The organism is Dyadobacter sp. (genome assembly GCF_017744695.1).
GTDB lineage: Bacteria > Bacteroidota > Bacteroidia > Cytophagales > Spirosomataceae > Dyadobacter.
The window spans coordinates 141,082-159,546 of sequence record NZ_JAGIAS010000008.1; the positions used below are offsets into that span (position 1 = coordinate 141,082).

The 18,465-nt window shown below is 49.9% G+C and carries 20 protein-coding genes; 10 read left to right on the forward strand and 10 right to left on the reverse strand.

The window, feature by feature from the left end:
• Positions 1-180: 180 nt before the first annotated feature.
• The 3 genes from J7619_RS25800 to iolE are packed head-to-tail and all read left to right on the forward strand — an operon-like array spanning position 181 to position 3,985.
• Complete coding sequence (locus J7619_RS25800; RefSeq protein WP_291205758.1) at positions 181-1,131, forward strand: class II fructose-bisphosphate aldolase; 951 nt, start codon at positions 181-183, stop codon at positions 1,129-1,131.
• A 30-nt stretch (positions 1,132-1,161) separates the two neighbouring features.
• Positions 1,162-3,027 (forward strand): 3D-(3,5/4)-trihydroxycyclohexane-1,2-dione acylhydrolase (decyclizing), encoded by a 1,866-nt coding sequence (gene iolD / locus J7619_RS25805; RefSeq protein WP_291205760.1) that lies wholly within the window; start codon positions 1,162-1,164, stop codon positions 3,025-3,027.
• Positions 3,028-3,082: 55 nt separating this feature from the next.
• Positions 3,083-3,985 carry a myo-inosose-2 dehydratase gene (gene iolE / locus J7619_RS25810; protein WP_291205762.1) on the forward strand — a complete coding sequence of 301 codons (903 nt, stop codon included), beginning with the start codon at positions 3,083-3,085 and terminating at the stop codon, positions 3,983-3,985.
• Here the strand turns inward: iolE and J7619_RS25815 are convergent.
• Entirely contained in the window at positions 3,982-4,302 is a 321-nt protein-coding gene (locus J7619_RS25815; protein WP_291205764.1) for a hypothetical protein, read from the reverse strand. The two genes, iolE and J7619_RS25815, sit on opposite strands and share 4 nt — an antisense overlap.
• On the reverse strand, positions 4,299-4,559 hold the full coding sequence (locus tag J7619_RS25820) for a DUF433 domain-containing protein (RefSeq protein ID WP_291205767.1): 261 nt from the start codon (positions 4,557-4,559) through the stop codon (positions 4,299-4,301). The genes J7619_RS25815 and J7619_RS25820 overlap by 4 nt, the downstream gene beginning before the upstream one ends.
• 172 nt (positions 4,560-4,731) lie before the next feature.
• On the opposite strand from J7619_RS25820, the gene J7619_RS25825 reads away from it, so the two are divergent.
• Both J7619_RS25825 and J7619_RS25830 read left to right on the forward strand, forming a co-directional pair.
• Positions 4,732-6,180 (forward strand): S41 family peptidase, encoded by a 1,449-nt coding sequence (locus J7619_RS25825; RefSeq protein WP_291205768.1) that lies wholly within the window; start codon positions 4,732-4,734, stop codon positions 6,178-6,180.
• Between the two features lie 270 nt (positions 6,181-6,450).
• Positions 6,451-8,337 carry a gliding motility-associated C-terminal domain-containing protein gene (locus J7619_RS25830; RefSeq protein ID WP_291205770.1) on the forward strand — a complete coding sequence of 629 codons (1,887 nt, stop codon included), beginning with the start codon at positions 6,451-6,453 and terminating at the stop codon, positions 8,335-8,337.
• Positions 8,338-8,417: 80 nt separating this feature from the next.
• On the opposite strand, the gene J7619_RS25835 is transcribed toward J7619_RS25830, so the two are convergent.
• Positions 8,418-9,407 (reverse strand): acyl-ACP desaturase, encoded by a 990-nt coding sequence (locus J7619_RS25835; RefSeq protein ID WP_291205773.1) that lies wholly within the window; start codon positions 9,405-9,407, stop codon positions 8,418-8,420.
• A gap of 141 nt (positions 9,408-9,548) precedes the next feature.
• Here J7619_RS25835 and J7619_RS25840 point away from each other — a divergent pair, with 141 nt between their 5' ends.
• Both J7619_RS25840 and J7619_RS25845 read left to right on the forward strand, forming a co-directional pair.
• Entirely contained in the window at positions 9,549-10,283 is a 735-nt protein-coding gene (locus J7619_RS25840; protein ID WP_291205775.1) for a 1-acyl-sn-glycerol-3-phosphate acyltransferase, read from the forward strand.
• Between the two features lie 111 nt (positions 10,284-10,394).
• Positions 10,395-10,799, forward strand: coding sequence for a hypothetical protein (locus J7619_RS25845; protein ID WP_291205778.1), 405 nt, complete (start codon positions 10,395-10,397; stop codon positions 10,797-10,799).
• Positions 10,800-10,868: 69 nt separating this feature from the next.
• Here the strand turns inward: J7619_RS25845 and J7619_RS25850 are convergent, their stop codons facing one another.
• Positions 10,869-11,345, reverse strand: a complete 477-nt coding sequence (locus J7619_RS25850; protein ID WP_291205781.1) for a GNAT family N-acetyltransferase — start codon at positions 11,343-11,345, stop codon at positions 10,869-10,871.
• Between the two features lie 39 nt (positions 11,346-11,384).
• Entirely contained in the window at positions 11,385-11,750 is a 366-nt protein-coding gene (locus J7619_RS25855; RefSeq protein ID WP_291205784.1) for a hypothetical protein, read from the reverse strand.
• Between the two features lie 166 nt (positions 11,751-11,916).
• On the opposite strand from J7619_RS25855, the gene J7619_RS25860 reads away from it, so the two are divergent.
• On the forward strand, positions 11,917-13,290 hold the full coding sequence (locus J7619_RS25860; protein ID WP_291205787.1) for a hypothetical protein: 1,374 nt from the start codon (positions 11,917-11,919) through the stop codon (positions 13,288-13,290).
• Positions 13,291-13,322: 32 nt separating this feature from the next.
• On the opposite strand, the gene J7619_RS25865 is transcribed toward J7619_RS25860, so the two are convergent.
• Positions 13,323-14,681 carry an acyl-CoA dehydrogenase family protein gene (locus J7619_RS25865; RefSeq protein ID WP_291205790.1) on the reverse strand — a complete coding sequence of 453 codons (1,359 nt, stop codon included), beginning with the start codon at positions 14,679-14,681 and terminating at the stop codon, positions 13,323-13,325.
• A gap of 122 nt (positions 14,682-14,803) precedes the next feature.
• On the opposite strand from J7619_RS25865, the gene J7619_RS25870 reads away from it, so the two are divergent.
• A complete protein-coding gene (locus tag J7619_RS25870) occupies positions 14,804-15,010 on the forward strand; it encodes a hypothetical protein (protein WP_291205793.1) in 207 nt (68 codons plus the stop codon).
• 7 nt (positions 15,011-15,017) lie between these two features.
• Here the strand turns inward: J7619_RS25870 and J7619_RS25875 are convergent, their stop codons facing one another.
• Genes J7619_RS25875 through J7619_RS25885 form a run of 3 tightly spaced genes read right to left on the reverse strand, consistent with a single transcriptional unit; the run spans position 15,018 to position 17,645 of the window.
• Complete coding sequence (locus J7619_RS25875) at positions 15,018-16,766, reverse strand: glycoside hydrolase family 9 protein (RefSeq protein WP_291205796.1); 1,749 nt, start codon at positions 16,764-16,766, stop codon at positions 15,018-15,020.
• Between the two features lie 57 nt (positions 16,767-16,823).
• Positions 16,824-17,210: a helix-turn-helix domain-containing protein gene (locus tag J7619_RS25880; protein WP_291205799.1), complete on the reverse strand. Its 387-nt coding sequence runs from the start codon at positions 17,208-17,210 to the stop codon at positions 16,824-16,826.
• A 21-nt stretch (positions 17,211-17,231) separates the two neighbouring features.
• Positions 17,232-17,645 carry a Dabb family protein gene (locus tag J7619_RS25885; RefSeq protein ID WP_291205802.1) on the reverse strand — a complete coding sequence of 138 codons (414 nt, stop codon included), beginning with the start codon at positions 17,643-17,645 and terminating at the stop codon, positions 17,232-17,234.
• A gap of 206 nt (positions 17,646-17,851) precedes the next feature.
• Here J7619_RS25885 and J7619_RS25890 point away from each other — a divergent pair, with 206 nt between their 5' ends.
• Complete coding sequence (locus tag J7619_RS25890; protein ID WP_291205805.1) at positions 17,852-18,295, forward strand: cupin domain-containing protein; 444 nt, start codon at positions 17,852-17,854, stop codon at positions 18,293-18,295.
• Here the strand turns inward: J7619_RS25890 and J7619_RS25895 are convergent, their stop codons facing one another.
• Positions 18,296-18,454: a hypothetical protein gene (locus J7619_RS25895; protein WP_291205808.1), complete on the reverse strand. Its 159-nt coding sequence runs from the start codon at positions 18,452-18,454 to the stop codon at positions 18,296-18,298. It lies immediately after the preceding gene.
• Between the last annotated feature and the right edge of the window lie 11 nt (positions 18,455-18,465).

Below are 18,465 nucleotides of genomic sequence, written 5' to 3' on the forward strand. Positions count from 1 at the left end.
TGTCGGCTGTCGGCTGTCGGCTGTCGGCTGTCGGCTGTCGGCTGTCGGCTGTCGGCTGTCGGAGATAAATGGGATTATGCAATGCTTGGTTCACGGGAAAATGTATTCACAATAAAAACGTGGCTGATACCACACAAATAATCGACTGCCGATTGCCGACAGCCGAAAGCCATTAACCAAATGCTCCTGACGACGAAACAACTGTTCCTGAAATGCTATGGCCGCTACGCGATACCGGCGGTGAATGTGTTTTTCATGGAAGAAATCCATGGCCTTTTCGCTGCTGCGCAGGAAGCCAATGCACCTTTTATTGTGCAAACGACGCCTTTCGCCCGTGACTATGCCCACGCAGACATGCTCCTGTCCATGATAGGCGCCGCGGCGCGCATTTACCCGCATGTCACATACGCGATCCACATGGACCACGGCTATGAAGAACATATTTTTGAAGCGATCGAGAAAGGCGGATATACATCCGTAATGATCGATGCCTCGCACGATAGTTTTGAAAAAAATGTCGCCCGTACCAAAGCCGTGGTAGCTGCGGCACATGCAAAGGGGATCAGTGTGGAAGCGGAGCTTGGCGTGCTGGCCGGTGTGGAAGATGACTTGACTGTCGATGTGGCTCATTCATTTTATACCAACCCGCAGCAGGTCGAAGATTTCGTAAATGCGACTGACTGCGACAGCCTGGCCATCGCGGTCGGGACCAGCCATGGTGCCTACAAATTTTCAGGCGGCCAGGGTTTGCAATTCCATATTCTGGAAGAAATTCAGCGAAGACTGCCCGGCTTCCCACTTGTACTGCACGGAGGCTCTAATGTAGTACCGGAAGTCATCGAGCGCATCAATGCGGCCGGCGGCCAGTTGAAGACCGATGCCAAAGGTGTGCAGCAAGAAGAGGTGAGAAAGGCTATTCCGCTCGGCATTTGTAAAATAAATATAGCAACCGATACCCGCCTGCTCTGGACAATGGTTAACCGGGAGTTTTTCCGCGACCGCCCCGACGAATTCGCTCCTACCACCCCGGGGAAGATTTTTATGGAGGAATACAAAAAGTTTATGCTGAAAAAGTTCGACTTGTTCGGTTGCACGGACAAGGCAGGCGATTTCAGCGACATTAACAGCTGACTCTGTTTCGAACAGTAAATATTCAAAGACATGACCAAACGACTCACGGTGGCGCAGGCTACCATCATGTTTCTAAAAAACCAGTACATCGAGCGCGACGGCATTGAGGAGCCCTATTTTGGCGGCTGTTTTGGCATTTTCGGGCACGGTAATGTAGCAGGGCTAGGCCAGGCTTTACAGGAAAACCCGGATTTCCGCTACTACCAGTGTCGCAACGAGCAATCGATGGTACATACCGCCGTGGCTTATGCAAAAGTCAAGAACCGACTGGGGGCATTCGTTTGTACGACGTCGATCGGTCCGGGAGCTACCAATATGATCACGGGCGCGGCATTGGCGACTATCAACCGGTTACCCGTACTGCTGCTACCCGGCGATATTTTCGCTACCCGCGAGCCTAATCCGGTCTTGCAGCAACTCGAAAGCGCCGCATCGCAGGATATTTCGGTGAATGATTGTTTCAAACCTGTTTCTAAATATTGGGACCGCATTAACCGTCCCGAGCAGCTCATTTACTCGCTGCCGGAAGTCATGCGCGTACTCACTTCCCAGGCCGAAATGGGTTGCGTAACACTTTCGATGCCGCAGGATGTGCAAACGCACGCCTACGATTTTCCGGAGTCATTGTTCCAAAAGCGCGTGTGGCACGTGGGCCGGCCACGTCCGGATCTGGTCTCCTTGCAAAAGGCCGTCGAATGGATCAAATCTGCCCGAAAACCGGTGATCATAGCGGGCGGCGGGGCTATTTACAGCGACGCCACCGAAACGCTTCATCAATTTGCTTCCCAAACCGGCATCCCGGTCGGTGAAACTTTCGCGGGGAAAGGCGCGGTGCGCTACGACGCACCGTACAGCATTGGTGGCCTCGGCGCGACCGGCACCAAATATGCAATAGACGTAGCTAACCAGGCGGATCTCGTCATCGGTATCGGAACACGTTACAGCGATTTTACCACAGCTTCCAAATCGATCTTCAAGCATCCGGACGTCCGTTTTATCAACATCAATATCAGTGAATTCGATGCATTCAAGCATGCTGCATTGCCGGTAATCGGGGATGCAAAGGCAGTGCTGGAAGAATTGGCCGGACTTTTGGGTAACCATGAAGTGTCGGCGGACTACCGCCAGCATATTGCCCACATCAATAAGGCATGGGACGACGAGGTAACGCAAATTTATGCCGATGGAAACGGTACAGTTCCTCCGATCGATCAGGCCGTTGTGATCGGTACGCTGAACGGCTTTATGGACGACCGCGATGTGATGATTAACGCTTCCGGCAGCGCCCCGGGGGATCTGCATAAGCTCTGGCGTGCCACCGACCCGAAAAATTTCCACCTCGAATATGGTTTCTCCTGCATGGGTTACGAGATCGCCGCGGGATTGGGCGCTAAAATGGCAGACCCAACGCGCGAAGTGTACGTACTCTGCGGCGACGGCGGCTACCTGATGAACAACCACGAGATCGTAACGGCCATTCAGGAAGGGGTGCGCTTCACCATCCTGCTTTTGAATAACAACGGTTACGCCAGTATCGGCGGCTTGTCGGAAAGTATCGGCAGCGAGCGCTTTGGTACCATGTACAAATACCGTGAAAATGAAACCGGTCAGCTGTCGGGCGGGTTTTTGCCGGTTGACCTTGCCAAAAATGCCGAAAGCCTTGGTGCTAATGTCATCCGCGCTACCGACAGGCAATCGCTGGAAAGCGCGTTGGCACAAGCCAAAAATGCCGACCGGACCACCGTTATCTACATCGAAACGAGCCTCTACCGCACTGTGAAAGGTTACCACGCGTGGTGGGAGGTGCCGGTAGCCGAGGTATCGACGTCGGAATCGGTGCAAAAGGCATTTGAAACTTACCGCGAGAACAAAAAAACGCAACGTATTTTCTTATAAGGAGGAAAGGGAGGATGGATCCTCCTCTCCTCCCTTTATTCCTTTCTTTCAAAAAATGAACTTCGAAAACATCAAACTGGGCGTTGCTCCTATCAACTGGACCAACGACGATATGCCGGAGCTTGGCGGCGAGAATACATTTGAGCAATGCGTGAGCGAAATGGCGCTAGCCGGATTCACGGGCTGCGAAGTAGGCAACAAGTTTCCACGCGATACCAATGTGCTGAAAAAGGCGTTGGGACTCCGCGGCTTGCAGATCTGCAACCAATGGAACAGCTATGAGCTAACGACCAAATCCTTCGCAGAAAACCGTGAAAATTTCACCAAACTGCTTGACTTCCTCGAAACAATGGGGGCCAAAGTAATCGGCGGAGGTGAAACCGGGAACAGCTGCCAGGGCCAAATGGATGTGCCGGTATTTGAAGGTAAAGGCATGCTGAACACCCGTGAGGAATGGGACACCTTCACGTACGGTCTCGACGAGCTCGGCAAAATCGCCCGCGACCGAGGTATGAAACTTGCGTTTCACCACCACATGGGCACCTGCATTCAAACCATGGAAGAAACCGACCGGCTGCTGAACGAAACCAACCCGGACTATGTGTTCCTGAATTATGACTGCGGTCATTTTCATTTCGCTGGGGAAGACCCGGTAGCCGCATTGAACAAATACATCGGCCGTACCGCGCATATACACCTGAAAGATGTGCGCCCGAACGTATTGCAACGCGTACACGACGAGCGCCTGAGCTTCCTCACGGCTGTCAAAAACGGCGTTTTCACCGTACCTGGGGATACCGAAGGCTGCATTGATTTCCCGTCGCTTTTCGCCATCATCAAAGAAAGCGATTATGCCGGCTGGATCGTCCTCGAAGCTGAACAAGATCCCGCAAAGGCGAATCCTTTGGAATACGCCATTATCGCAAGGAATTTTTTCAGAGGATTGACAGGGATTTAAGTACTCATTCCTTCATAAATTGCCACTGGCTCGGCAGGTAGCTTTTGTTTCAAAAGCCCGCGAACCAGTGGCGACAATTTCGTTAACTCCAGATAAGTGTTGTTCCGAGCTGAAAGAATAAAAAATGCAATTAAGGATTTTGAAAAATTTTGTTGATACCGAATATTCTTGTCAAAGGTAAGAAGCACCTGAAAACCCGCTTTTGAAGCTATTGACAAAAGAGCTGCATCGCATAATCCATTCCACCCCATTTCTCTCACGGTGCGGATGTCATGTCCCGGAAAATCCTGCTTTAATCTTTTTGGGTAAGTTTTCATCCAGTAACAGATTCATACAACTGCTCAATGTGCTTCGATGACAGTAGCTTGTTTGCTGCCTCGAGTAACGCTACCGCTTGATCCCTCGTAACAGACGGGAAGTCATCCAGAAAATCGTCAAGTGAAACGCCCGCTTCAAGGTGATCAAAAAGCGAGTCAATAGGCACCCTGGTTCCGCTAAAAACAGGCTGCCCGCTCAATATCACCGGGTCGATCGTAACAATCTCAGTAATTCCCATATTCTTCTTACGTTCCATCTTGAAAAAGGTAACGGCGTTGTAGTACCAAATTACCAAATTTTTCGCGTTAAGGATTACTCCCACCGCCACATTTCCCCGCTGTCCTACGTAACAACATTATATTACCGATTAACCCATACTGCATTGCGGCCTATGAAATCAGTTTACGCATTACTTTAAACTGAACACTATGTTGAATTTCAAACAATTACATCTTCTCTATGTCCTGATTTTTGCGTTGGCCGTGGTGGGTTGCAAGGACAAGGATGTCGCCCCGGCCGTCAAAACAGTCGATTCCACGACTGCGGCGGACTATCCTGATATTAATAGCTGGCTTTACGATATCATGGACGATGCTTATTTCTGGTACAAAAACCTGCCGGCCAAAAGCAGCCTTGACACCAGTATCGATCCCAATGACTTCTTTGAAAAGCTTGTTTATCAGCGCACTACTGTCGACCGCTTTTCAATGGTCACCGACGATATCGACGCATTGCAGAACGAGTTCAACGGTATCAGCAAGATCTTCGGAATCAGCTACTCATTGTCTTATATTGATAATGGCAAGTCGAACATTGCCGCGTTCCTGAACTATGTGGTGAAAGGCAGCCCAGCCGAAACGGCAGGCTTGAAACGCGGCGATATTCTCATGAAGGTCAATGGCACGCAGCTTACATCCGGCAACTATTCGTCACTGCTGAGCGGTAACGAAACGGCCACTTTTACATTGGGAGAAGTGTCCGGCTCAAACATCGTGGCAAGCAGCCAGACGATCACCATGACCAAGGCCGAGGTAAGCGAAGATCCCGTTCTGTTTTCGACAGTTATTTCAAAACCCACGTATGGCAAAACAATCGGTTACCTGGTGTACACCCAGTTTGTGCCTGGTACCGCCACCGATGAGTCGAAATACGACAACGAGCTACGCCAGGTTTTCGCCGATTTTAGGAGTAAGGGGGTGAATGAACTGGTACTTGATCTGCGGTTCAATCCGGGAGGATACATCAGTTCCGCAGAAACACTCGCGTCGCTGATCGGAACGGGCGTTTCAAGCTCCAAAATCTTTTATAAGGAACAATGGAATGATAAATACACCTCCTACTGGCAAAAAATGCAAGGAGCGAATGCATTGAACTATCCATTTCTGAACGAAGCCAACAACGTCGGAAGCGCACTAAGCCGCGTTTTCGTGCTGACCTCCAATGGCACAGCATCGGCCAGTGAACTGGTGATCAATGGGTTGAAACCCTACATGAGCGTGATCAGGATCGGCGAGCATACCGCAGGCAAAAACCTGTTCGGTGAGGTGATCGACGACGACCAAAAAAGATGGAAATGGGGCGCCTACATCATGCTGGGGCAAACCGCCAATGCCAATGGGGAGTCGGATTATGGTACGGTCAATGGGATGACGCCCGACTACGCAGTAGATGACTCCACGGTGCCTTACCTGCCTTTCGGCGATGAAAATGAAACGCTGCTCCGCAAAGCGCTCGACGTGATGGGTATTCCCGCTCCGGACGGCCAACGTCTGGCAGCAACGAAGAGCGTCGACAGTTTCCGCAAAATGCTTCATGACGACCTCAAAACGAAGGAAAATCTCATGATCCGTCGCGGAAATATAAGAGCAATTCCTTAATGAACTCTCACATACATATTGTTCTCTGGACCGGGCCTGCACTTGCGGGCCCGGTCCGTTTTGTGTCCGTTCCATCAAAAAAGCAGCATACTGGCATCGTTTTAGTTGTATTTACCGTAATTTTGAATCCCAATTTTTACTCACGTTCGGTATGCAGGCAACGATATGAAGTTGAGCGCTTTATATATCCTCCTTTTTTTCTGCTCTTTTCTGCCTTTTGCCCAGGCACAGACCGGCAAACACACTTATCGTTTTAAAAACGAATTTACTGTGGCACAGCCGGAATGCGGCCCTAACCTTGTACCGGTAAAGGCGGCGGGCTCGTGTAGTGCCGGAACTTCGGACGGAGTATTTATTGGAGAAGTGCTTCCCTGCGGTGAGCGGCGGGCTGTTTATCACAATAACATGAACCGGGGTTTGATGTACCCTAATACCGACGGCTTTGTTTCCGAATCCTACACCATTCAGCTTTACCTGAAAGTGACCAATTGGGGCCAAACCCGGGCCCGGATCATCGACTTTTCGAATGGTACCCGCGATGATGGCATTTATTTCAAAACCGCTCCGGGAAGTAACAACCACTGCCTTGAACTATCTCCGAACAGGGTTATAGGCGAATGCCCTTATTTTGATTCCTCCACTTACTACTTACTGACTTTCACACGCGATGGCGCTACGGGAAGGATGGATATTTATGTCGGCAACAACCTGTTTGTCAGCTTTGTCGATACCAATAAAAACTACGTGGGAAAAGCCGGAGTCCCGATTTATGTTTTTCGGGATGACAATATGGTCTCCTGCGAATCGGGAGAAGCGAATATTGCTTACCTGTCCTTCCGCCGTGAGTATTTTGCGCCGGCCGCGGTAAACAAATCCGCTTCGGAAATCTGCTTTGAGGCCAATATCAACTCGTATGCAGATTTTTCTATTTCTGTCAGTCCGGATTGCGATCTTTCAAAAAACGTCGAGGTAAAATACACGGGCTCGATTCCTGCTCCCGGCACGGGCTACGATTTTAAATGGGGCTGGGACGGGGCACAGGTTATCTCTGGCTCGGGAATGGGTCCTTATGTATTAAAATGGTCTACTGGCGGCGCAAAGTACGTCACGCTCGCAGTGACGAGCCTGGCCTGCGGCAATACGCTGGAAAATGGCAAACAGATTGTGCTCGGTAAACCGGCACTTACCGCCGAGGTGGCATCGGGCAGCTGCGATACCGGGACCGACGGAACGATTACACTTACAGCTGCGGATGGCGTCTCGCCCTACCAATATTCGATCGATTCGGTCAATTTCCAGGCATCCAATGTATTTCATGCACCGGCAGGAAATTACAGGGTATTTGTCAAAGACCATAATGGCTGTACCACCGCGCAGAATGCCAACTTGAAATTTATCAGCGATATTACCGTCAGCACAATGCCGGATACCACCATTTGCACGGGGCAATCGGTCTCGCTTGCCACAACCAGCAATGGCCAGGCGTTTTCATGGTTGCCGCAAAACGGGTTGGATAATGCCGGCGTGCTGGAACCCGTGGCCAGTCCCGAAGCCACCACGCAATACGTCATCACAGCCACCAAGGGCTTTTGCACCCAAACGGACACCGTACGCGTGACCGTATCCCCGAGAATCGAAGTAAATGTAACGCCCGACGCCGTGATCGAATACAATGTTCCCTTCCGGCTCAATGCTACTTCACCCCAGATCCGCAATTACGCGGCGGCCACGTTTCTCTGGACACCGTCCATTGGCCTTAACGACGCCAATATTCAAAGCCCGGTTGCTGTTTTACAGGAAAATCAATCTTACACTGTAGATGTTACCTCCGAGCTGGGGTGCAAAGGGTCTGGTCAGGTAAACCTGTCTATTAAACGTCAGGAGAGCATTATCATCCCAACTGCATTCTCGCCCAACGGCGACGGCAAAAACGAGGTGTTGGTACCCGTTGTGAACGACATCGAATCCATCCGTTATTTCCGTATTTATAACCGGTGGGGGCAATTGGTTTTTTTTACCAACCAGCTCAATACGGGTTGGGACGGCTCTTACAACGGCAGTTCAGCCATTTCAGGTAACTACGTGTGGGAAATCGAAGGGGTATCGACCAAAGGGAAGGTTATCAGCAAGAAGGGCGCTGTGATGTTGTTGCAGTAATTTTTTCGGCTATCGGCAGTCGGCCATCGGCAGCCTTTTATAAAAAGCCGATAGCTGACTGCCGAAAGCCGATGTAATTTTTAGCGGCTTATCCAGCTAAACTCATACGCCAGATCCGGAATACGGGTACGGTCGGCGATTCTTCTGAGGCGTGCGGGAAGTGCCATCAGATAGTCTCTTGCTTTCTCTGCTTTTTCATTAATGTCGCGTACCGATCCGATATTCCACTCGTTGAGCAGGTCTTCGAGAATATCGATATAATCCAGCGTCGTGTACACACCCAGGCGTTGTGCGGCGTCGGAGAAGTGAGAGAAGGTTTCTCCCATTTTCACCCCGGTTTCGCGCATGAAGTGCGCCGGCATGACAATCTTTTTCCTCATCATATCTTCCAAAGCCAGCATGAGCTCCGACGGGTCAACTTCCAGAATGCGTGTCACGAATGTCTTGTATGCTTTCGCGTGGCGCATTTCGTCGGAAGCGATCACGCCGCATATTTTCGACAAATGCGGGTTACCGAATTTCTTGGCGAGCGTAGCCGTACGGCGGTGCGACACGTTGGTAGCCAGCTCCTGGAATGACGTATAGATGAAGTTCCGGTAGGGATCGCGGTCGGTGCCGATATCAAAACCATCGGCGATGAGATATTGGGTAGAAACCTCCATTGCCCGCATATTCACACGGCCCGAAAGGTAGAGGTACTTGTTGAGCAGGTCGCCATGGCGGTTTTCTTCGGCCGTCCAGGCACGCACCCATTTCACCCAGCCCGATTCGGGCTCATCCACCTGATTAATACCGATTACATCCACCAGCCAGGACTCGTAGGTGGGCAACGCTTCTTCTGTAATCGTATCCCCGATCAGCACGGCAATGTAGTCATAAGGCAGATCGCGGCAACTTTCCTGCAAGAGCTTTACTTCGTGCAAAAAGTTCTCCCGGGTTGCATCGGGAAGAAAATCAGATGGTTGCCAGTTTTCCTCGATCGGTTTCAGGTATTCTCCAATCAGCCCGTCCAGGTCTTTGCCTATATGTTTCATTACTTCAAGCCTTTCGGCTGAAAGCGTAATATCCATTGGTATTTCGATTTAAACACTATTGACTATTTTACAAATAACGTGAATTATACGTAAGTTTTGAATGACAATTGTCATTTCACGTTTTAGAATTTGGAGTAACCAAAACAGATTTAGACTATTTTTGCAGAAAAAATAAGAATGAAAAAAATCCTCGATTACGTTCTGAGTACCCTTTACCTGATCCATTTCGGCCTTACCCTATTAGTTTTTCATGTTATACAGGTCATCGCATTCAACGTCTTTGGCAAAAAGGCGCACAAAGTGTCAGTCGACTGGCTTAATTTTTCCCTCACTTTCGGGCTCTATCTGACCGGCACCAGCATCAACCTCAAAAACCTTGCCCAGCTTCCCGACAACCGTCCGTTGATATTTGTAGCCAATCACCAGAGCAGCTACGACATCGCTCCTATTTACTGGTACATGCGGAAATACAGTCCTCGTTTTGTTTCCAAAATAGAGCTTGCAAACGGCGTTCCCAGCATTTCCTACAACTTGCGCAAAAGCGGCGCGGCGCTCATCAACCGTAAAGACGGCAAGCAGGCCATTACCGAAATCGCGCGCCTCGGCAAGCTGATCCACGACGAAAGGGCATCCGCCATTATCTTCCCCGAAGGCACCCGTACTGCTAGCGGCGAGATGAAGGCATTTCAGCCGGGTGGTGTAGCTACCCTGCTGAAACGGGCCCCTGACGCGCTCGTCGTACCGGTCGCAATCAACGGTACCGGCTCATTCAACCCCAAAGGCATATTCCCGCTGAAATCTTTCGCGAAGCTAAGTTTTACCGTGCTGCCAGGCATCGAGCCCGCAGGACGGAAAGCGGAAGAAATTTTAAATGAAGCCCAGGAAGCCATTCGCGTGTCGATCGCAGGCTGATTTTCAAATGGTTAAAAATCCTTCATTTTCGGTTAACAATCGTTAACAACCCCCATTTAAACCTCTGCGGCAAGCGGCCCTCTAACCCACAAACATTAAAACTTTTGGGTTATGAAAAAGATACTTTTTGCCGCAGTGGTTCTCGCATTAGGATTCACCAATGCTTCCGCCCAATATGGTCCCCGCTACGATCGTGACGATTACCGCGACGGGTATCACGATGGCGCCAGCCGTGAAAGAATGTCTGACATTAACAGACTTCAAAGAGAAGCACGACAAAATATAGCTAATGGTGTGCAATGGGGTACGCTCACTTCCCGTGAGGCAAACATGCTCATGAATCGGTACGAAAACATCGAAGACAAGGAACGGCACTTCGCACGCCACGGCCGTCTGTCGAACCGCGAAGAAAGAATTCTCCGCAACGACCTGCACGAGTTGATGTCGGATACCCGCCGACTGAGCCGCGACCGTGACCGCTGGTCACGCGATGGCCGTCACAGAGACAGATACTAAGATTTTAAAGGTTATAGTTGAAGGTTTAGGGTAATGCAAAAAGCACCGGGACGTTGGCCCGGTGCTTTTTTATTCGTTTTTGAAATATCTAACCAGTTTGACATGCGACTTTTCAAACCCCTCGCGCTGGTAGAACCTGTGCGCATGCTCACGCGTAGCGCGCGAAGTGACTTCCATTTGAATGGCCCCCTCTCCTTTCGCAAACCTGGTAACATGGTCCATTAATGCTTTTCCAACCTGCTGTGAGCGATATTCCGGCTCGACATACATTTCCTGAATCTCCGAAACCAGGGCCGCGTGATGTAAAAGTGGCTGAATATGGCAGCTTACCATTCCAACAGGTTTCCCTTCCAATTCGGCGAGGAAGTAATGGATGCTCGGGTTTGCTATGTTGCGGTCAAATGCTGCGTCGAATCCCAGCCGGTCGAGTATCATGTTTTCGAGGCTGCATATCATATTGTAAATAACCTCGCGGTCGGCAGCGGATGCGCGACGGATCGTAATGGATACCTGCACTTTGGTAACGGGTTGGGTTGAGCGGCACAAATTACACCGTCTGATGCGGAAAGGCAAGAATGCAGGCTACTACTGCGGCCAAATGACGGGCCCTCGTGTGCCTTCCCCCCGGAGCGTTTTCAAAAATTCCTGCATCTCTTCCTGTGTGAACTTTGACAGATCCAGGCGGGAGCCGTCACAGCGATACACATTGCAAATGTTGCAAGACATATAAAGGATGGTGTAATCGAAAACGATTTCGTCCTTGTATTTCACGACCGTGACCGTAAGCATTTGGTCCTGCTTTTCCTTCTTCAAAGAGTCGATCTTCGCTTTCAACCAGGGAAGATTTCGGATGGGATCTTTTATGCCACAGACTTCGAGCCTTGACGAAACGGTATCCTCTTTACAGGAAAATACCAATACCAGAAAAGAGGCGAGCAGAAGTTTTTTCATGGGTCGGAAGTTGAGTTGTGATTTGAAAACGAGACACCTCATTTACAAAAACAGTTGTAAAAGTCTGTTTACCCATCATTGTACCGGCCATAACATTTATATTATTTTAATATACGGTTACAAAATTTAAATTACATTTGAAAAAACCTCATCAACCCGACAAACAATGAAGCAAGTTGTACTGGCAATTGCGCTGATTATTTCTTTTCAAAGCCGCGGTCAAATTACGTTCATCAATGATAATACGTCCTGGGAATCACTTTCAAGAACAGCCAAGAAAGAGCATAAGCTTATTTTTATCCATCTCGAAGGCAATGAGTGCGAGCAATGCAATCAGGTTGCCACTCAGGGATTTAATGGCGTTGCCCTTAAAGATGTATTCCAGAAGAATTTCATAGCGATTCGCAGCAATGTAGCTACGGAGAATGGCCGGAAACTTGCCGAGAAATTCGGGGTTAAAGGTGCATTGGTGTCGCTTTATGTGGATGCAGACGGCAATATATTGAACCGTTTCAACGGCTCAACGAGCCATTCAAAAGCATATCTCGAACAAGCTGAGGTAGCGATCGGACGCAAAGGTGGCAAGCAGCTAACCGATTTTGAAAAAGAATATAAAAACGGCGAAAGGTCTGCGGCGTTCTTAAAAGCCTATATACTAAAGAGGCGCGAAGTGCACATGCCCGCCAGCGACTTGCTGGATGAATACATAGGTAAATTGCCGGTCGATTCGATCGTAAACTTCCAAATAGTCAAATTCATTTATCAGCAAGGGCCAACGATGGATAGCCGGGCGTACAAATTGGTGCAAACCCTCGTCCCGCATTCAATGATAGACAGTTTGTATAAGTCGGTTCCTCTGTCCGAAGCAGCCGCATTCAACAATGGCATTATTGGAAGTACGCTAAAAAAAGCGATCGAAACCAAAAACCAGCATCTGGCATTACAAGCTTCGACTTTTACGCAGCAAACTTACCGGGACGACTTTATGACGGGGAATCTTAACTACCGGCGGAATATGATTTGGTATTACCAGCAAGTGAAGGATACTGCCTCTTACTTTGCGGAGTGCCGCTATTTTTTTGACCAAATCCATCTTCTGCTAAGCGTCGACTCGCTGAAAAGAATGGACCAGGCTGCGCTGAAGAGAAACTTTGCCGCCCAAACCCCGCTGGGGCCTGCCGGTGAGAAACAAGCCGTCCGGTTTGCGCCCCCGTCTCAGCAATTTCACATGGAGCTGAATAACCATGCGTGGCAGTTTTATCTTTGGAATAATAAGCCCCGTGACCTGGAACGTGCATTGATGTGGTCCGAAAGGTCGATGGAATGGCATGAAAAACTGCGTCGGGACAAGAATTACTTACCGCTGGGCAATCCGGCTTACATGGACACTTACGCACACTTACTTTACAAATTAGGCCGGAAAGACGAAGCCATCGAATGGCAAGCAAAGGCCGTGGAAGCGCAAAAAGTGACCGGCATGTCGTGGGTTTCCATGGAAAAGGACCTCAACGAAATGAAGGCGGGAACACTTAAACGATAACTAAAAAGGGCAGTTAAAATTGCCCTTTTTAGTTATACAAACGCACTCTCCCCTGTAATCGCCCTGCCCACGATCAGCGAATTGATTTCCTTCGTGCCTTCGTAAGAATAAATGGCCTCGGCATCGGCCACGAAGCGCGCGATGTCGTATTCGAGCAGTATACCGTTGCCGCCGAACAGCTCCCGCGCGTGGTCCACGATGGAGCGCATACGCAGCGTGCAGAACACTTTCGCAAGTGAAGCATGCTCGTCGGCGAGATCGCCCGCGTCCTGCAACTGCGACAGCCTGTAAACCATCGTTTGCATGGCCGTGAGGTCGCCAAGCATGGTCACCAGCAGGTCCTGCACCAACTGAAAACCGGCTATCGGCCGACCGAACTGCTTTCTCTCCATCGTGTATTTCAAAGCCAGTTCGTACGCACCGCGCCCACAGCCAACCGCCTGCCACGCAACCCCTGCCCGCGTCATGCGCAAAACGTTGGCGGTATCTTTAAACGAATTCGCATTTTGAAGCCGGTCGGCTTCCGGTACTCGGCAGTCTGTCAATGTAATCAATGCATTCTGTACGGTACGCAGCGCCATTTTATCCTCCATTTTCTCGGCTTTAAAACCCGGGTTTTCTTTGCGCACAATGAATCCCTTCACCTGATTATCATCCACATTGCGCGCCCAGATAATCGTAATATCGGAAAAAGTAGCATTTCCGATCCATTTCTTCTGCCCGTTGATCACCCATTCGTCCCCTTCCCGCTTACAGGTCGTGGTGAGACCTCCGGCGGCACCTGAACCTACCTCCGGCTCGGTAAGCCCGAAAGCGCCGATCAGTTCCATACGCTGCATGACGGGCAGCCATTGCTGTTTCTGTCCCTCCGAACCACAGAGGTAGATCGAGCCCATTGCAAGGCCGCTATGCACACCGAAGAATGTAGAAATGGACGAGTCGATACGCGCCATTTCCATGGCGATAAACCCTTCCAGCAGCGCCGACCGTCCCGCGCAGCCATATCCGTGATAGGTAAGGCCGCAGATGTTGAGCTTGGCCATCAACGGGATTACATGCATAGGAAACTGTGCGTTGTTCCAGTAGTAGTTGGCGATCGGCCGGATTTCCGTCTCCATAAATTCCCGTATTTTAAGCTGAATCTCCCGTTCCTCGGGATTGAGCGTCGCCCCCAGCTCATAAAAGTCGCCATTCACGACGGGTGGCGTTTTCTTTTTGCCAGAACCGGCTTGCATAAGTTTCAGCATTTTGCCCAAGTCCTCTTCACTCATTTTGGAAACGATACCCATCATTTGATTGAGGTCTACTTTCCGGGAAAGCTTGGCAACAGCTTCGATATCGATGGATTTGAGGAGGTCGCGTATCTGGGAAATGGATTTGAAAAGGTTCATCTGGTTTGTCGGATTGTGATTTGATAAAGAGTCGGCCCCGCAGGCCGTTCTACTGCACAGCGTTAAAAAAGTAACGCCAGCGGGAATGGAATTTGCAAGTATCGGCCTAAACCTGAAAAATCATGAAAACGCAAACCAACAACGTGGAAGGCGGCTCACCGAGCCATGGTGGCCCGAAGAGCAAAGCCAAACAAAGGGACGACAGCCGCAAACCTTCCGGCCTTTTGAAACAGGAAGCCATTCAAAAGTCCGAAAAGGTGAACATGACTAAAAAGAAAGGGTATAACGAAACGCCGGAGACAGTTCCGGTAAAAGGAAAAAAAGCTTAAAACGGGGCTATTTCATCGTCGCTTCCAGTGCAGCAGCGAGGTAAACCATCGGCGCGTTCCAATTGATGGCGATCTCGTTGGAGGCGTATGAACAATCGTTATCGGTAAACGACTCGTCCGCAAATTTGTTCGGGTAACCGGCGCATTTATCCTGCTGCCCCGGATTTGGCCCACCGGAAAGCAAACCCGGTACGGGCTCCACAATTCCGTCGGCAATCGAAAGCCGGTGATGCGGGTGCATGACGCGCTTGGAGCCAAAACCCGTCAGGAAACAATAGCCGGTTGCATTTCGGCCGAGCAGGTAGTCGAGGTTCCCAAGCGCCGCGTGAAGGTATTTCCGGTCCTTTGACAACCGAAAAGCATACAACAATGCAATACCCTGGTTCGCCGCCACAGAGCTGCTGCCCCAGGCATAATCCTGCGCGCTTTTGCCCATTACGGTATTGTATGGTTGCGTTTCATGGTTTGTCAGAAGGCCGTCCGCATAACTCAGGACATTCCTTCGCAACCCATCGGATTGACCTGCGGGCAATTTTACGGCCTCCGCAAAACGGAGTAAAGTATAATATCCTAATGTCTTCACCTGGCTCCAGGTCGGTAATGCCATCGGTTGCTGCAATTCCAGGTCGATGTTTTTAACATATTCCGGCTTTCCGGTAGTAGCGTACATTTCACACGCCGCCCAGATCCATTCGTCTTTCACAGAACGGTCACCGTAAGTGCCTGTGGCCACGTCGGGATCGAACTCCTTGTTCATTGCCTCCTGGTTGTACATCACCGCGGGGTGCTTCTCGGCCCATTGCCAGCCTTTCACAGCCGCCGTAATGCACGAATCAGCCAGGCCCGGGAATTTGTTGTCAAAGTTTTTGAATACCCGCGACGCCTGTGCCATGACTGCGACCAGATCGAGCGTTGCCGCCGTGCCTTTCTGCACCACATATCGTGGATTTTTCGCAGCATCCGGCATCACCATACCATCGAAACGAGGATTTGTGAGCTTGTGGTACACACCGCCGTCTGCCGGATCCTGCATCGTAAGCATCCAGCGCAGGTTCCAGGCAACCTCGTCGAGCAAATCGGGAACGCCGTTATTACTCTCGGGAATATTGGTATTAAAATCTTCAAAAAAGAGCGGATAATCTTCATATAGCGAAAGCAATGTCCCCATCGTAATGCCGGAATTGACGATGTATTTGTTATAATCGCCGGCATCATACCAACCGCGTGGAGAAGAGATAACGGCATTTTCGGGCCGTCCCTCGGAAACCGCCGACGCATGGACAAGGACCTTGTCATCGGGATGTCCGGCCGGGCGCGCCCACTTGCCTGCATACTTTTCGGGGAGATCAATCGAAGCACGCTGATAGTAGAAACCTTTCAATGCAGCCTCGGCCACGTCCCGATGTACACGGTCACCGATGGTGAACGCCGCCGATTTCCCTAATCCCGCAATTTCAACGACGTAGGTTCCCGGCTTTCGCAAAGCGCTGAAATCTGCCAAACGGGTATGCTTCCCTGAGTGCGGGCTGGTGCGCATTTCCCCGAGCGTCCCTTTTAAAACCGTTTTCCCCGATTTCGCTTCTTTCACCTCAAATCCACCGCCCGCATCTGCTGCTATAACAGCTACCTTGGGCGCCGCCGGATAAAATCCGACCTGGTTCAACCGGATCGCATCCGAATGTTGCTGTGCACACGCGGGCGAGCAGTACAAACCAAAAGCAGCCAGGGCAGCCGCCAGATGAGGGAATATCTTCATTGCGCTTAAAGAGATTTTATTTTAAAATCACAAAGTCTCCCGACACACAACTTTACCTCAATCCTGCAATTCTTTTATCGGATGTTCGATATTAGTACCGGTAATCACCAGGCGATGGTATTCACCCCATTTGCGGAGTTCTTCAATCAGCGGTTCAAGCGTATGTGCATGTGCGGTACGCTCGTACTCGATCACGGGCGGAAATGAATCGTACACCCTGCGTTCTACCAGCAGGTTCATTTCTAATTCTTTCAGCTCCTTCGATAACATCCGCGGCGTAATATTCGGAATGGCATTCTGCAATTCCATGAACCTCTTACTGCCTAAGGACATGGCTATGAGGATAGAAATCTTCCATTTTCCGCTGATTACATCCAGTGCATCCCGTACCGGCAGGATCAATTCCCGGCATTCAGGGTGATTTTCCTTGAAATTCTCTTTCATAGCATTACTCCTTCAAAACATTTAATCAACCTTTTTGGGCCCCACGGAGTCGTAAACCACTACTTTTTCCCATAAATGGGCATAGTGCTCAATAAAATCGAGGTGGATAGGATGTGTCTGATAGATCTCTTCTTCGATGATATTCTTGAAAAAACACATCCAGGAAATTGTGTAGTCCTTCACAATCACCGACCGGTTGGTAACAGCCGGCTTTCCGATATGCACGTACTGGATCGTCGGAACCTTGGCCAGCTTATGCAATCCTTCCAGAAGCTCGGCCTCGTGTTGGGCATTGTTAGGCTCTTTGAGATAAAAGAAAACATGATGAATAAACAGCTCCCTGATCCTTTCCGGCTCGGCGTTGATCGGGGAAACCGAAGCGAGTGAAGCCAATCCCGCATTTTGCAGGAACTTTCTTCTTGATTGATCTTCCATGAATTGCGTACTAACGGACTGCGGAGAGTTTTCCGCGTTTCAGCTCCAAGGATAATGCTTATTTGGCCATTATCAAAACAACGTAGTGCTCACAAACCACTTTTAAAACTAATCCAATAAAAATTTAAATTATTTTGACAAAATATTCAAGGTAAACCCGTCCGATAGAAGTCTTTCTACTAAAACTACTCAATATACCCCCTATTATGAAAATTACTAAAAGAGACCTGACCGTCGCCTCCCTCTCTGTTTGTTGTACCTTGACTTGCATTATCGCCCACCCCAAAGGCAGTATCCTTGAATCGACCGTTTTCGACTGGAATAACATCGCTGTAAGAGGTACCGCTATCGGCTCCGTGAGAACGTTTTTTCGTTCTCCGACGGCTACCACCGACGAGCTTGAATGCCACGTCACCACATTGAATCCGGGCGAAGCGGCACATGCGCCTCACAAGCATCAGGAAGAAGAAGTAATTATTATAAAAGAAGGCACCGTGGAGGCGCTCGCCAATGGAGAAAAGAAAAAAGTGGGGCCCGGTTCCGTCATCTTCCAGGCATCCAACCAGATGCACACGCTCCGCAATGTAGGCAAAACGCCTGCGACCTACCACGTAGTGAGCTGGCATTCGCCGGGGACGATGGAGAAGTAGTTATTTCTTTTTGAAGAGGTGCTCGGGAGGAGGATTTAGTTCAAGAAAACGTCTCGCCTCCTCGGCTTTTTTTCCGAAAAATTCCTCCTCATTGACCGGACGCACAATCGGCCCAGTAGCTCGTTTCACTTTAACCTTGCTGATTTCAATCACCGACATAGCTATCCTTT